The sequence below is a fragment of the Providencia sp. 21OH12SH02B-Prov genome (assembly GCF_027362595.1).
Lineage (GTDB): Bacteria > Pseudomonadota > Gammaproteobacteria > Enterobacterales > Enterobacteriaceae > Providencia > Providencia zhejiangensis.
The window spans coordinates 943,413-955,341 of sequence record NZ_CP114796.1; the positions used below are offsets into that span (position 1 = coordinate 943,413).

Sequence of the window (11,929 nt, forward strand, 5' to 3'; positions counted from 1 at the left end):
TATTTAAACGATTCGTGATTGACAGTTAATCACATATTGTGTGTAATAGGGGTTGTAGACATGGAGGATACACACAATGAATAACATCGCAGAACAGCGAAAAAAATTAGGAATTTCTCAGGCTGTTTTGGCCTCATCAATCGGATGGGGTCAATCTCGTATTGCAAACTACGAGCTAGGTATTAGAACGCCTAGCCTTAATGATTGTCGAGTAATCGTTGAGGCATTACAGAAACTTGGTGCGAAATGCTCACTAGATGACATTTTCCCACCAAAAGCAGCATAAGCACCAAATCGCTCTTTAACATCTCAGCGCTGAAAAAGCGCACATCAATACACACTCACAGGATCGTGATCAACGGACTAACTACGTCAAAAGGAATTTAACAAATGGAAAATGCAAAAAATATCAAAGTAGAGTGCTCATCAAACGAATTGATGACGTTTTACATTCAACAAATGTATTCAGTCGGTAATAACGGACTCGCTAATGCGCTAGGAATACACCCATCAAAATCCAGTCGAGATAAAGCCAGAATATTCGATTTAGCTTGCCAGTTGGTGAGTAAGTTCGGATTACCCCCTGACTCTGTAAATATCAGCGATAAGCCAACGAAAGTTGTTCTTGAAGGTGACTATGCAGAAAGGCTAATTCAAGCTCTTGAAGGGAAGGGGAAGGTTAAAAGAAAAGCCCCAGCGGTAACTGAGGCTTCTCAACAAATGGACTTAACCATTTAGACTAACAAATACACTGTATCAATAACCAGTAATTACGACAAGGGGAATTTAGGTTTCTCTTGTCTGATACAGCTTGGGAATAAGAGAATTATACCATGAAAAATAAACGAAATCATGACTTTAATTATCATGCAGTACATAAAAACATCATGCGTGATAGAGAGTTACGCAAAATCACCAAAAAAGGGTTTCTGATGCTCAAGTCTGCATATAAAGACGCAATGCTCAGGAAGGCTCACAAGGAAGAATTACTTGGAGGAAAGGATCATGAGTAACGTTGCATATGCAGATTTTGGTAACAAGAACCACGCTAGGAGTTCTCGGATGGATAACTCTAAACTTGGTCACGTCGCGATATTCAGGAGCCTGCTTAACGCAAGCTGGGCAGAAGATACAGCTAAGCTTGCGTTATGGGTCAGATTACTAGGGCAGGCAAGGCATAAGCCAACAACAGTTGAGTTTGGTGGTGTATCTTGGGATCTTCGGGCTGGTCAGTTGGTAACAAAAGCAAAAGTTTTAGCTAGAAAACTGAAGGATGCAAAGGGAAAAGAAAAGACTGAAAAACAAGTCAGAGACATGCTGGATTTTTTTGAGCAAGAAGGGATGATAGCCCGCGCAGGTACACGACACGGAACAATAATCACAATCACAAATTACCTTGAATATCAGGCAAATTACGAGGTGACAAAGCAAGTTACTAATGAGGTGACAATCAAACCCAGTGATACCAACGTTCAGAGCTTAACTGAGGTTACTAACCAAGTAACAAAAGAAGTGAAACAGAATAAGAATGTATTTGAACAAGAAATAAATACTCCCCTAACCCCTCAAGAGGGGGATTGTGAAAAGTTAATTTCAACCAATCGAAAAAACAACATCCCCTACATCGAAATTATGAATGCGTTTAACGAGGCTGCTGGTGACAGATTACCAAATGCTGAATCCTTGAATGACAAGCGAAAACGAGCCATCTCAAAATTCCTGAAAGAACTCAAAGAGCCAACAGTCGAAGCGGCTAAAAACTATTTTGAGTATTTCATGAGTTCAGCTAAAGATTTTTATTTCGGTGAAAACGATTCTGGTTGGAGGGCTAATTTCGATTATCTGCTAAGACCGTCGACAGTGTTAAAAACTAGGGAGGGATCGCTATGAATTACCAAGTGCCACACAGCCTAGAGACCGAACAAAGTGTTATCGGCTCACTACTGATTGACCCAAACAGTGATAATGCTCAGCGTGTATTTGCTGTGTTGAAGCCAGATGATTTCTATGGTACCCACCACAAAATTATCTTTGAGCAAATGCGGTCAATGGCTAGCAAGCATCAACCGATTGATATCTTAACTGTGGCTGACAGCTTGAAAGCAACTGGAAGCGAAGGAACTACAGGTGGATTGGGTTATCTGGCTGAAATTGCAAAGAATACCCCAAGCACAGCAAACGTGCTCCATTACTCGAAGAAAATCAAAGAGTATGCCAATGAGCGCTATGCCATTGAGAAAATCAACGAAGCCACACGATTACTGATTGAGCCAAGCACTCTAAGCTTTGGTGAAAAAATGGAGTTCGTGCAGAAGCTGGTAACTGACGCAAGCGAAAACGGTGTTACTGGTCGAAAGTCTGGCTTGAAGAATATGGCTGAGCTATTGCCTGAGTGGTTCGAAGGCGTAGAAAACATGTTTAACAATCCCGATCAGTTTGTAGGACTCAAGACAGGCATTAAGCCTCTTGATGACATGCTGGCACCTAAATTTGTTGTGCGTGGATCCCTATTCGTTATCGGGGCGCGTCCAAAGATGGGCAAGACAACCGTTCTAACTGAAATGGCGAAGAACGTTTCCGATAATGGGCTACCAGTGGCTCTGTTCAGCATGGAGATGTCCAATCAGCAATTGGTTGAACGAATGGTAAGCCAGAAGTCAGGCTTAAACTCTGACATGTTCTACGGTGGTGCTGAGGATGATTTCGAATGGGCGCTACTTGGAAAGGCTATCAGTGACCTGAGCGAAAAACCTAACATTTGGGTCGATGACACAGCAGGGATGACACTTGAACACATTCAGTCAGAGTGCCGGAAGTTGAAGCGCAAGGTTGGGAAAATCGGGTTTATCGGCGTGGACTATTTAACACTGATGAAAGCTGGAAAAGCAGATCGCAACGATATTGCCTACGGTGAAATTACCAAAGGTCTCAAGCAGCTAGCAAAAGAGCTTGATACTACTGTGGTATTGCTCACTCAGCTAAACCGCAAACTGGAAGATAGAACCAACAAGCGCCCTATGCCAAGTGATAGCCGTGACACTGGTCAAATTGAGCAGGATTGCGATTACTGGATGGGAATATACAAAGACTCAGTTTACAACGACAAAGCCGACAAGACGCTTACAGAGCTTATTGTGAGACTTAACCGTCATGGTAAAACAGGAACAGCATTTGTAGACCAGAAAGGTCTTTGCTTATTCGACACCGACCAAACTCAAGCAATGGCTAGAGCTGATATGGCAACCGCCAAGCGTAACACACCAAATCATAAGGACTTCTAGATGAAATCATTTTACATGATATGCACCCGCGACACAGTGGGGAGCAATGCATCATTTCATTGCAAGGACGGAAAAGGTTATGCCACTGATATCGATAAGGCTCATATATACACGTTAGAAGAAGCGCAGAAGGCGTGGGAGCACGGAAGAAGCATTGACCAGCCTGTTTCTAAATTCTGGGTTGATGCTTTAGCTGATTATCACGTCGATTGTCAGTGCATACCGCGCGAAACAGTAATTCAGGAAGGCTGTACTAATTATGTTGGTTACGTGAAAGGCGACTGGGACGGGAACGATGTTTATTGGCTAACTGAAGGATATAAGCCAGTAACTAATTTTTCATTTGCTAAGCAGTTTTGTGAACCAGATTTAACGATGGATAACATTGTTTGGCTGCCGTTCGATATTGCCGATGCACAGAAAAGGCGCACATTCTGCTTATCTAGCTTCAAATCCAGAACGATGGTGCAAAGTGCAGGGTTACGCATTCCTGAATGGCTTAAAAAGCAACGCAGACGTAAAGGAAGCAGCGGGAAAACACGATGGAACTGTCCGTGCTGCGGGAAAATTAGCTGGCAATATGACCCTTATACATTTAGCGGCTGTCTTGATATTTACTGTCGAGAATACATAGGCAATTAAGCGAGGTAATAAGTGATGAAAGGAACAACGTTAACAGAGGGAGGCATCTAATGCAGGGAACTAATTGGGTTAATAGAAATGAGCGAACACCTGATGAAGATGGAAAATATTTTACATTCGGCTCTCATGGTCGGACTACTGCATGGTGGAAAGGCAATATCCAAAAGTTTCAAAATGCTGAATCTGGAGAAAATGAGGGGATGCAGGACATGGATGGTGAGGTTTACATAGTCACGCATTGGATGAATTTGCCAGAAAAGCCAGAGCCACCACAGGAGAGCTAACAGTGAGTGATGAAACATACAAATGGATAGTTGGGTTGTTATCAATGATGGGCTACGTGTGGATTGTTACACAGGCGTTTTGCTGGTTCGTAAGTTTGATTTTCAGCAAGCTATTTAAACGAAAGTCAAAGGAACGCAAGCAAGCGGTAATTGATGAATTGTACGATGCGTTTGAACTGGGCGAAATTAAAGATAACCAGACTATTAAGGTTGCAACCAAAGGCGGCTTAGTCGTTATGATTTATCGTCAATAGGAGGTTAACTTGGAGAAAGCCACAAAGTTTCTTCTAAGAAATAAACGAATACGTGAAAACCTAATAGCCACAATAAATGCTCTACCCCTCAACGAAGAATTCCCCCTAGAAGTAAAAATCTCAGAATCCAGCCGAACACTACCGCAGAATGACATGTTTCATGCGCTATGTGGTGATGTGTCAAAGCAAATGACACTCAACAATGAGCCACTGAAATTATGGCAGTGGAAGAATGTCTTTGTGTCTGGCCACTGGATGGTTACTACAGGAGCGAAAGAGTCACCGTTAATTAGGGGAATTGAAGGTGAGCTATTAAACATACGAGAGAGTACGTCTCAAATGGGCAAGAAGCGCATGAGTAGCTTAATTGAATACTCGACAGCTTGGGCGGTAGAAAGCGGCGTGAAGCTGCGTACAACTCGTTATGAATATAACTACTACGGGCACAGGGAATAACTCAAGGAGCAGCAAGAGAGATGAAAAACGAAGCAGAAGCGTTTATGAGCGCATTAACAACACTCAAGCTATGTTGGGCTATCCATAAGTCCAATGAAGCCGTCAGGAAGTGTGCAGGGCTATTAAAGCGCAAATTTAAAGAGCACTTAGCGTATGAATCAATGCGGAAGATTGAAGGCAGCAGCAGCCCGATGTTGGTCATCACACTTGCCGAGTGGGAGTTGAAGCGATGATTAGAACCCGACACGTCATTCTATTCTTTTCGAGTGTTACTTTGGTTATAGGTCTTGTGGGGGTGTAGATGCAAAAGCCGAGAAAATCGGTGCGGCGAAAATGTAAAATATGCAAAGTAATATTTCACCCGTCGTACGATAATATTTGGTGGTGTTGTCCGGAACATGGAGCAGAATTAGCAATCAAGCGACGAAGTAAGGAGAGAGAAAAACTAGAAGCTAAACTCAAGAAAGAGCAGAAACAAAAAGAAGTAAAAGCCCGCGATAAACTCAAAGCCCGCAAGTTAGCAGTAAAACCCCTCTCATATTTCACCAAACAAGCACAGACCGCATTCAACGCATTTATCAGAGAAAGAGACAAGGATGAGCCTTGCATCTCGTGTGGTCGTTTTCACGCAGGTCAGTATCACGCAGGACACTATCGAACAACCGGCGCTAATCCAGAACTTAGGTTCGATGAAGATAACTGCCATAAACAATGCGCCCCATGCAATAACCATCTATCGGGAAATATCGAAAATTACACGCCTCGACTAATAGAAAAAATCGGTCAGGAACGTTTCGATCGTCTGATGGGTTCTCATGAGTTGCCAAAGTGGAAGCGCGAGGATTATGAGCGGATACGTGATCACTATCGGAAGAAGTTAAAGGAGCTGAAAGATGTTCACTGACATAGAGGCAGCAGTTGAAGAATGCAGATTTAGATCAGCAACCGAAATCCCAAAAGGTAAAAAGAAGCGTTACCTGTGCGTTGTTCAATTGAGAAACGGAGCAATGAAGGTGATTGAGTATCAGGATGCAATCAGGCAGGGACTTTCTGTCATGTATTCAATTGGTAAAGACCGCTATCACACAGTATTGCCGGAGGTAAGATGAGGGAGCGTAATTCTGATATTTATCTTCAACTAGCAAAGTCGCCAAGGAAGTCATATTTAGGCAAGGCTAGGAGGTTAACTCCGTCACAAGATAGATGGGTAAGAGCAATCATATATCTGTGGGCTGGAGAAATGAAAGATGATAGTTATCTTGGGTTGTCTTGGGGATCTGGAAGCATCTGGCGATTTGTTACTGGATGGTCAGGAGAAAATATAGAACGCTTCACTAAGGTGTTTGAACAACTAAAGAAGGAAGGCTATACAGGACAGGAACTTGAAGAAAAAGCCAGAGCAATATTATTTCCTAAACAATCACTCAGCAACATGTTTCAGCGCGCCAACGATGTAGATGAAGCTGATTTTGTAGAGAAGGCAATATTGAAAGCGTTCGACAAGTCCAATCCTGTTTATGTTGTCGCTACCGATTACTATCTTGGCAGAAATACGATGCAAACACTCGCAAATTACATCCAAAAACAAGTAGCGCCTTGGCTTACCACTAAACAATGTATTGATCGTGTTCGATGGTGCATTACATTATTTAATGCGAAGTTATACATGGTGCTACAAGATGAAATAGCGAGAGAGTGCTCACAACTTGGAGTTGAATATAAAAATATTTCAAAAATCACTTGAAAATAAGTTATGAATATGTATATTTAGTGTATGCTCGCTCGTAAAAGCAAAGAGCAGACATATAGATTAAAGAGGGTAAGAGATTACCTGCTGATTACGGGTTGAAAAGTTCCGATTCTAGAGCCTCACTTCGGTGGGGCTTTTTGCATTGCAAGGGTTTATATGCTTGATGAATTCGAGTGAGCATAAAAAAAGCCACCAACTTTTTAGGATGGTGGCAAAGGAGCGTTGAGAGCAACTCCCGATCAGCAAAAACTGGAAAAATAAGTACAGAGTTATTCTAATCATCTAATTTAAAAAAAGAAACAAACTTTATCTGACAGTCTATTTATAACTGGTTGGTATTATTCCGATGCTGGAATTCCGGTGTCGCCAATTAAAGCTGTAAGGATTGCTTACAAGTTCACATTCAAGAGGCTGCCTAGTGCGGCCTTTATTACAGACACAAAAAAGGCTACCGAAGTAGCCATTGATTATTTTCAATCTTATGCAGCTTTGCTTAGTGCCATATCAACTACTGAGTTATATCCGTGGTTATAAGCTTCAAATGCATCTTTGTGTCGAACTGCGCCAGCCTGACTATCTGGAATATATTCCAAAACAGAATCATTTTTGGCTTTTGGTGCTCCAATAAGAGCGTGTTGACGGCCTAATTCAAATGCACAGCCTGCGCATTTATGTCGACCAGTTTGACCTTGGTTATCAGAAAGATAATCGAAAGCCGGGTCATAACGATGTGGGTTTTTACAGATATTTCTACCCATATAAAGAACTCCTGTATAAATAACAGGGCTTTACACAGATCACCAAGTGAACTAGACTGAAAGGGTGATCACATGCAAAACCTAACAGTTTTATTTACCCCTTTGTAGCTCGATACTACTTAGGGGTTCCCTATATCTAGTGTGGCGTTCTCGATAAACATACTAGATACTCGGTCATTATATGTTCAAACGCAAAAAGATCAAATAAATGATCAACTTACATCAAATTCTATAAGACCCTGCCCGCTCCGGCGGGGTTTTTTGTTTCTACCATATCGAGCATATCCTCGGAATGGTCACCATTTTGCCAACGTCGGGAAAATGGTCACTCATACAGCCGCCACAGAATCACTACTATCACTCACTTTCACTGAGCGTCTGTGCGCGGCTTTCTATTTAAGAGAGGTAGTTATGAGTAATCAAAATGAAGGTGAATTTTTAGGCGTTATTGTCACTAATGGTAATTTAAGCCTAGAAGAACGAGTAACAGCATTAGAGCTTGCATCACATCAACAAGGCGAGGTTATCTCCACCTTAAGCGATAGAATGGGTAAATCGCCAGAAGGTGGAGATGATGTTATTTTTGTAGATAAATTAACAGCACCTCCAATGAAGCTCCGTTCTTAGTAACTACAATTGAACAAACTTACCTTGTTCTTGAGCATTCCCTTTTAATTGCTCAGCAAGGAATTTTAGTTTTTCTTTTACGCTATCATCAAACCCTTGATGGTCAGCCATTGCCACAATTAAATCGGCGAGCATAACTGCATTATCACGTGGAATTACACATCCGAGATATCCGAATGCAATTCGAAGTGCTGCAACTTCATCTTGTATTTCTCTAAGTGTTTTATCTTTTTCAGTAATCGTCACAAAAGTCCTCACACCGAAGTTAATCAGCCATCGCTTCGGTAAGTTACATAGGGCTGAACATTTAACTTATCTCAAATGCTGATTAAATTCATTAATCCAAATCCGGTCATCTAATGGTGACTTTCTATTAACTAATCAGGACTACATATATGCAAGAGCCGTTAACAGGCACAGCAACCGCCTCGTTAGCGGGTGTCTCTATTGTAGGTCTCTATTCAGGTATGGACGCAGGCGTTGTAATCGGTGCGTTCGCAGGGGCGGTGATATTTGTATTGTCTGCTCATGATATCCGTCTGTTAAAACGATGGGCGTATTTCACAGTTGCATTTGCGATTGGGATATTAGGCGCTGATTTCATGTCGTCACTACTGAGTGGCATTATCGGAGATAGAGAGGTTGATCGCTCTGTTGGTGCAATGTTTTCATCGGCTGGTTTGGTTGGTGTTTTGGTAACAATATCTAAACCCGGTGCGCTAACTGACAGTATCAACAACGTTATTAACAACCTGATAGATAAATTCAGAGGAGGTGGAAGATGACCATCTCAATGTTTTGGATTTACGTCAATTTTTTCTCATGCTTATTCGCTGTTATTCGTCTTGTTAACTATGAGCGTAATGGCGCTAAATACAAATTCTTTCCGTCACTTATAGCATGGGTTCTCATTGTTATGCTGGGTTCTATCCCACTACGCATATTAACGAATGACTACGCGCATGCAGATCCATTTGAAGTCGGAATCAATATCACGCTATGCGCACTAATAATTCTTAGTCGTGGGAACGTGATGCAAATATTTAGAGGGGTTAGTAAAAATGACACTCGGTGAGAAACAACGCAAGTTCACTCGCATGATTGCGGACTTAATTATCTTTGCCTACGACAACGGCTATGAGCTGACGTTTTCAGAAGCATACCGAACACCAGAGCAAGCGGCATTGAATGCTAAATCGGGTTCAGGCATTAAAAACAGCCTACACACTCAGCGGTTAGCGGTGGACTTCAATCTATTCAAAGATGGTAAATATTTAACCCAGACAACAGACCATAAGTTGCTAGGTGAATACTGGGAGTCTATCGGCGGTACGTGGGGCGGTCGATTCAATGACGGCAATCATTACTCGTTAGAGCACAATGGCGTGAAGTGATATGAAATGGAAAGAGATTGTCATGTTTCTAGCCGCTGCGCTGGCGCTAGGTTGGTTTATAAATAGCTTAATAGATAAAAACATTGAGCTAAGAGAAAAGCTTAACGAGCAGATAAAAATAACCACAGACTACGAACAGCGCATTAACTCCCTTCGCGAACTCGACACCAAACACACAACGGAACTCACAAATGCAAAAGCTGAAATTGACCAGTTGCGTATTGCTGCTGAGCGCAATCCTGAGCGGGTGTACATCAGAGCCAGTTGTCCGAAAGGCGAAACCAATTCAACCTCCGGCTTGGATGATGGAACAACCGCCAGACCTACTGACTCCGCTGTCAGAAATTATTGGTTACTCAGAGAGCGAATTGCAGAGTCAGAGCAAATGATTAAGGGGTTGCAAGACTACATTAGAACGGAGTGTTTACGATGACCTACTCTGAACTGATTAAAGGTGCTTATTTAGAGATAGCCAAGAAAGCAATACGGGAAATTGAACAACAACGGCAGGTGATGAAATAAAAAAAGCCCACACAGCGTTGGGCTAAGCACATCTGTTGAACTAATGAATATCACATTAAATGTAGTTGACGCATTCAAAATATGCAAGCGAATAATGAGCCTCTGAGAAATCAGGGGCTTTTTAATGGCAAAAAATAGCCCCTGGTGTTGAGGCTTGAAAAGGAAATTATCTTTGCTGTGTACATCTTAAGGACGGCACTAATTCTATACAGAGTTTATTCAATTAGTTACATGGTAGTTAAAAATAAGTTTAATTATGTAAATTTATTTATCTTCCAATGAATCAGAAGCTTTTTAATAGGTGTAATTATCCCACCATTTAAGGGGGTGATCGCTATCTTGACTGCTAGGAACAGACTAGAAGTTGCTTAGCAGAGTATCGCTAAGCTGCGAACTTTACGCATTTCACTCTGTGCATAGCACGCACATCTAAAACACCAAGAGTCTACAGAAAGTGAGCCTGAGAACTGCCGTTATAGCTGGCAAGCTCTCTTGGGGCGGCTTTTCTGTGCTACAGGCTCCCTTTCTATAGGAAATATGCAATGATTAAAATCGTACATATGAAGTATGACGAAACCCTAATCCCGTTTAATGGGGATTGTTGGGTTAATGCTACAGCAGCAGCTAGGCACTTTGGAAAACTAACCAAAGACTGGTTAAGGGTCTCATCAACTAAAGAGTATATCTACGAGGTTGGCAAAGAGCTTGATATTGAAGCGTATAATTCTAAAGAGGAGATTTCCCCCCTTTTAGTTCGAGTAGAAAAAGGACGATATGGCGGTACTTGGATCCATCCTGAATTAGTGATTGAGTTTGCTAGATGGTTATCACCTAAATTCGCTCGAGCTTGCGACAGACACATTAAAAACATGTTGATGTCACAGAGTATGACATTGACCGAAGATCAGGTTATTGGGTTACTGACATACAAAGAAGCTACTGAGTGGGAAAAGAGATTTCAAGAACCCTATTATAGAGCGCTATCAAAGATGTCAGGGACTCCTTATTTTGGTCATGTTGGCGGTTGTCCATTATTGTTCGCTGGCATCACGGCTAAATGGGTTTATGGTGTTGCATTGCCTGATTATGTGTATGAATCAGTCAAAGAAAATAAAGGCGACAGAGAAAAAATCCATCAGTATCTGAAAGGTGATGCCTTGCGTGCGGTAGAGCAGCAAATGGTGGCAGTAACAAATATTGCTAATAGTTCTGTTGACTACAAAGACTTTGATGCTCGATGTATGGCTGCTTTTGATGTTAAAGGACAAATGCAATTGCTTTATCCATCGAGCAATCAACCATCACACACTGCAACATTACAATAGGCCCTAGCGGCCTTTTTTATTTAAGGAATGGATATGGCTAAAAGACCAGATTGGGAGGCCATCGAGTCGGCTTACCGAGCTGGCGTGATGTCACTCCGAGAAATAGCTTCACAGCATGGAATCACGCATGGAGCTATAAATAAAAAAGCAAAAAAAGAAGGCTGGGAAAGAAACCTCAAAGAAAAAATCAACCAAAAAGCTGAAGCGTTGGTATCCAAGAGAGAGGTATCCACTAAGGTATCCACCGAAAAGGCTATTTCCGAGCGGATACTAATTGAGGCTAATGCTGAGGTTATTGCCAATGTTCGCATGGAACACAGGGGCGATATTCGCAGGGCAAGAGAGTTGACCAATAATTTATTTGATGAACTATCTGCTGAATGTGCTGATGTGCCAGCTTTAAGTAAATTGGGCGAGCTAATGTTTAGTCCTGATGACAACGGACGCGACAAGCTAAATGAAATTTACAACTCAATCATCTCCCTGCCTGAGCGCGTTAAGTCAGCCAAAGCATTAAGTGAAACACTCAAAAACTTGGTTGGGCTTGAGCGTCAAGCATACGGGCTTGATGATGTTCAGCCGAATAAGACAGCTAGTCAGCTATCAGAACTAATGGACGACTTATCTAAGGAATAA

At 41.9% G+C, this 11,929-nt stretch carries 22 protein-coding genes; 20 read left to right on the top strand and 2 right to left on the bottom strand.

The annotated features are described in order from the left end of the window. The first annotated feature begins 76 nt into the window (after window positions 1-76). From O7C57_RS04520 to O7C57_RS04580, 13 genes are all read left to right on the top strand, one after another. Window positions 77-286 (top strand): helix-turn-helix transcriptional regulator, encoded by a 210-nt coding sequence (locus O7C57_RS04520; protein ID WP_036943298.1) that lies wholly within the window; start codon window positions 77-79, stop codon window positions 284-286. Between the two features lie 104 nt (window positions 287-390). Beyond that, entirely contained in the window at window positions 391-738 is a 348-nt protein-coding gene (locus O7C57_RS04525; RefSeq protein ID WP_269723689.1) for a hypothetical protein, read from the top strand. 95 nt (window positions 739-833) lie between these two features. Continuing rightward, window positions 834-1,013, top strand: a complete 180-nt coding sequence (locus O7C57_RS04530; RefSeq protein ID WP_269723690.1) for a hypothetical protein — start codon at window positions 834-836, stop codon at window positions 1,011-1,013. Between the two features lie 49 nt (window positions 1,014-1,062). Then, window positions 1,063-1,890: a replication protein gene (locus O7C57_RS04535; protein ID WP_269723691.1), complete on the top strand. Its 828-nt coding sequence runs from the start codon at window positions 1,063-1,065 to the stop codon at window positions 1,888-1,890. Beyond that, the gene (locus O7C57_RS04540; RefSeq protein WP_282561603.1) at window positions 1,887-3,281 is read left to right on the top strand and encodes a DnaB-like helicase C-terminal domain-containing protein; all 1,395 of its coding nucleotides are present in this window, start codon (window positions 1,887-1,889) and stop codon (window positions 3,279-3,281) included. Before O7C57_RS04535 ends, O7C57_RS04540 begins: the two co-directional genes overlap by 4 nt. Continuing rightward, window positions 3,282-3,923, top strand: coding sequence for a hypothetical protein (locus O7C57_RS04545; RefSeq protein ID WP_269723693.1), 642 nt, complete (start codon window positions 3,282-3,284; stop codon window positions 3,921-3,923). It begins immediately after the preceding gene. Between the two features lie 50 nt (window positions 3,924-3,973). Continuing rightward, complete coding sequence (locus O7C57_RS04550; RefSeq protein WP_269723694.1) at window positions 3,974-4,207, top strand: DUF551 domain-containing protein; 234 nt, start codon at window positions 3,974-3,976, stop codon at window positions 4,205-4,207. Between the two features lie 2 nt (window positions 4,208-4,209). Next, on the top strand, window positions 4,210-4,461 hold the full coding sequence (locus O7C57_RS04555; RefSeq protein ID WP_196712900.1) for a DUF4752 family protein: 252 nt from the start codon (window positions 4,210-4,212) through the stop codon (window positions 4,459-4,461). Window positions 4,462-4,470: 9 nt separating this feature from the next. Further along, the gene (locus tag O7C57_RS04560) at window positions 4,471-4,917 is read left to right on the top strand and encodes a recombination protein NinB (protein WP_004916478.1); all 447 of its coding nucleotides are present in this window, start codon (window positions 4,471-4,473) and stop codon (window positions 4,915-4,917) included. A 20-nt stretch (window positions 4,918-4,937) separates the two neighbouring features. Then, complete coding sequence (locus tag O7C57_RS04565) at window positions 4,938-5,150, top strand: hypothetical protein (protein ID WP_196712906.1); 213 nt, start codon at window positions 4,938-4,940, stop codon at window positions 5,148-5,150. A gap of 68 nt (window positions 5,151-5,218) precedes the next feature. Further along, window positions 5,219-5,821, top strand: coding sequence for a recombination protein NinG (locus tag O7C57_RS04570; protein WP_269723695.1), 603 nt, complete (start codon window positions 5,219-5,221; stop codon window positions 5,819-5,821). Then, window positions 5,811-6,026: a hypothetical protein gene (locus O7C57_RS21565; RefSeq protein ID WP_269723696.1), complete on the top strand. Its 216-nt coding sequence runs from the start codon at window positions 5,811-5,813 to the stop codon at window positions 6,024-6,026. The genes O7C57_RS04570 and O7C57_RS21565 overlap by 11 nt, the downstream gene beginning before the upstream one ends. Continuing rightward, window positions 6,023-6,661, top strand: coding sequence for a hypothetical protein (locus O7C57_RS04580; RefSeq protein WP_269723697.1), 639 nt, complete (start codon window positions 6,023-6,025; stop codon window positions 6,659-6,661). The genes O7C57_RS21565 and O7C57_RS04580 overlap by 4 nt, the downstream gene beginning before the upstream one ends. A 485-nt stretch (window positions 6,662-7,146) precedes the next feature. Here O7C57_RS04580 and O7C57_RS04585 read toward each other — a convergent pair whose 3' ends face one another. Beyond that, on the bottom strand, window positions 7,147-7,425 hold the full coding sequence (locus tag O7C57_RS04585; RefSeq protein WP_269723698.1) for a hypothetical protein: 279 nt from the start codon (window positions 7,423-7,425) through the stop codon (window positions 7,147-7,149). A gap of 411 nt (window positions 7,426-7,836) precedes the next feature. On the opposite strand from O7C57_RS04585, the gene O7C57_RS04590 reads away from it, so the two are divergent. Continuing rightward, window positions 7,837-8,052: a hypothetical protein gene (locus O7C57_RS04590; RefSeq protein ID WP_004918410.1), complete on the top strand. Its 216-nt coding sequence runs from the start codon at window positions 7,837-7,839 to the stop codon at window positions 8,050-8,052. A 3-nt stretch (window positions 8,053-8,055) separates the two neighbouring features. Here the strand turns inward: O7C57_RS04590 and O7C57_RS04595 are convergent, their stop codons facing one another. Further along, entirely contained in the window at window positions 8,056-8,298 is a 243-nt protein-coding gene (locus O7C57_RS04595) for a hypothetical protein (RefSeq protein WP_014656500.1), read from the bottom strand. 149 nt (window positions 8,299-8,447) lie between these two features. Between O7C57_RS04595 and O7C57_RS04600 the strand changes: the two genes are divergently transcribed. The 6 genes from O7C57_RS04600 to O7C57_RS04625 all read left to right on the top strand — a co-directional run bounded on the left by O7C57_RS04600 (window position 8,448) and on the right by O7C57_RS04625 (window position 11,929). Next, window positions 8,448-8,837 (top strand): putative holin, encoded by a 390-nt coding sequence (locus O7C57_RS04600; RefSeq protein WP_014656499.1) that lies wholly within the window; start codon window positions 8,448-8,450, stop codon window positions 8,835-8,837. After that, window positions 8,834-9,127 (top strand): phage holin family protein, encoded by a 294-nt coding sequence (locus tag O7C57_RS04605; protein WP_004918415.1) that lies wholly within the window; start codon window positions 8,834-8,836, stop codon window positions 9,125-9,127. The genes O7C57_RS04600 and O7C57_RS04605 overlap by 4 nt, the downstream gene beginning before the upstream one ends. Next, complete coding sequence (locus O7C57_RS04610; protein ID WP_129765351.1) at window positions 9,114-9,446, top strand: M15 family metallopeptidase; 333 nt, start codon at window positions 9,114-9,116, stop codon at window positions 9,444-9,446. Before O7C57_RS04605 ends, O7C57_RS04610 begins: the two co-directional genes overlap by 14 nt. A gap of 1 nt (window position 9,447) precedes the next feature. Next, entirely contained in the window at window positions 9,448-9,879 is a 432-nt protein-coding gene (locus tag O7C57_RS04615; protein WP_269723699.1) for a lysis protein, read from the top strand. A gap of 631 nt (window positions 9,880-10,510) precedes the next feature. Next, entirely contained in the window at window positions 10,511-11,293 is a 783-nt protein-coding gene (locus O7C57_RS04620; protein WP_269723700.1) for a KilA-N domain-containing protein, read from the top strand. Between the two features lie 33 nt (window positions 11,294-11,326). After that, window positions 11,327-11,929, top strand: coding sequence for a hypothetical protein (locus tag O7C57_RS04625; RefSeq protein WP_269723701.1), 603 nt, complete (start codon window positions 11,327-11,329; stop codon window positions 11,927-11,929).

Bases quoted from the DNA above. Each gene is read 5' to 3' on its own strand.
- O7C57_RS04520 (WP_036943298.1), top strand. From the start codon at position 77: ATGAATAACATCGCAGAACAGCGAAAAAAATTAGGAATTTCTCAGGCT.
- O7C57_RS04525 (WP_269723689.1), top strand. From the start codon at position 391: ATGGAAAATGCAAAAAATATCAAAGTAGAGTGCTCATCAAACGAATTG.
- O7C57_RS04530 (WP_269723690.1), top strand. From the start codon at position 834: ATGAAAAATAAACGAAATCATGACTTTAATTATCATGCAGTACATAAA.
- O7C57_RS04535 (WP_269723691.1), top strand. From the start codon at position 1,063: ATGGATAACTCTAAACTTGGTCACGTCGCGATATTCAGGAGCCTGCTT.
- O7C57_RS04540 (WP_282561603.1), top strand. From the start codon at position 1,887: ATGAATTACCAAGTGCCACACAGCCTAGAGACCGAACAAAGTGTTATC.
- O7C57_RS04545 (WP_269723693.1), top strand. From the start codon at position 3,282: ATGAAATCATTTTACATGATATGCACCCGCGACACAGTGGGGAGCAAT.
- O7C57_RS04550 (WP_269723694.1), top strand. From the start codon at position 3,974: ATGCAGGGAACTAATTGGGTTAATAGAAATGAGCGAACACCTGATGAA.
- O7C57_RS04565 (WP_196712906.1), top strand. From the start codon at position 4,938: ATGAAAAACGAAGCAGAAGCGTTTATGAGCGCATTAACAACACTCAAG.
- O7C57_RS04570 (WP_269723695.1), top strand. From the start codon at position 5,219: ATGCAAAAGCCGAGAAAATCGGTGCGGCGAAAATGTAAAATATGCAAA.
- O7C57_RS21565 (WP_269723696.1), top strand. From the start codon at position 5,811: ATGTTCACTGACATAGAGGCAGCAGTTGAAGAATGCAGATTTAGATCA.
- O7C57_RS04580 (WP_269723697.1), top strand. From the start codon at position 6,023: ATGAGGGAGCGTAATTCTGATATTTATCTTCAACTAGCAAAGTCGCCA.
- O7C57_RS04585 (WP_269723698.1), bottom strand. From the start codon at position 7,425: ATGGGTAGAAATATCTGTAAAAACCCACATCGTTATGACCCGGCTTTC.
- O7C57_RS04590 (WP_004918410.1), top strand. From the start codon at position 7,837: ATGAGTAATCAAAATGAAGGTGAATTTTTAGGCGTTATTGTCACTAAT.
- O7C57_RS04600 (WP_014656499.1), top strand. From the start codon at position 8,448: ATGCAAGAGCCGTTAACAGGCACAGCAACCGCCTCGTTAGCGGGTGTC.
- O7C57_RS04605 (WP_004918415.1), top strand. From the start codon at position 8,834: ATGACCATCTCAATGTTTTGGATTTACGTCAATTTTTTCTCATGCTTA.
- O7C57_RS04610 (WP_129765351.1), top strand. From the start codon at position 9,114: ATGACACTCGGTGAGAAACAACGCAAGTTCACTCGCATGATTGCGGAC.
- O7C57_RS04615 (WP_269723699.1), top strand. From the start codon at position 9,448: ATGAAATGGAAAGAGATTGTCATGTTTCTAGCCGCTGCGCTGGCGCTA.
- O7C57_RS04620 (WP_269723700.1), top strand. From the start codon at position 10,511: ATGATTAAAATCGTACATATGAAGTATGACGAAACCCTAATCCCGTTT.
- O7C57_RS04625 (WP_269723701.1), top strand. From the start codon at position 11,327: ATGGCTAAAAGACCAGATTGGGAGGCCATCGAGTCGGCTTACCGAGCT.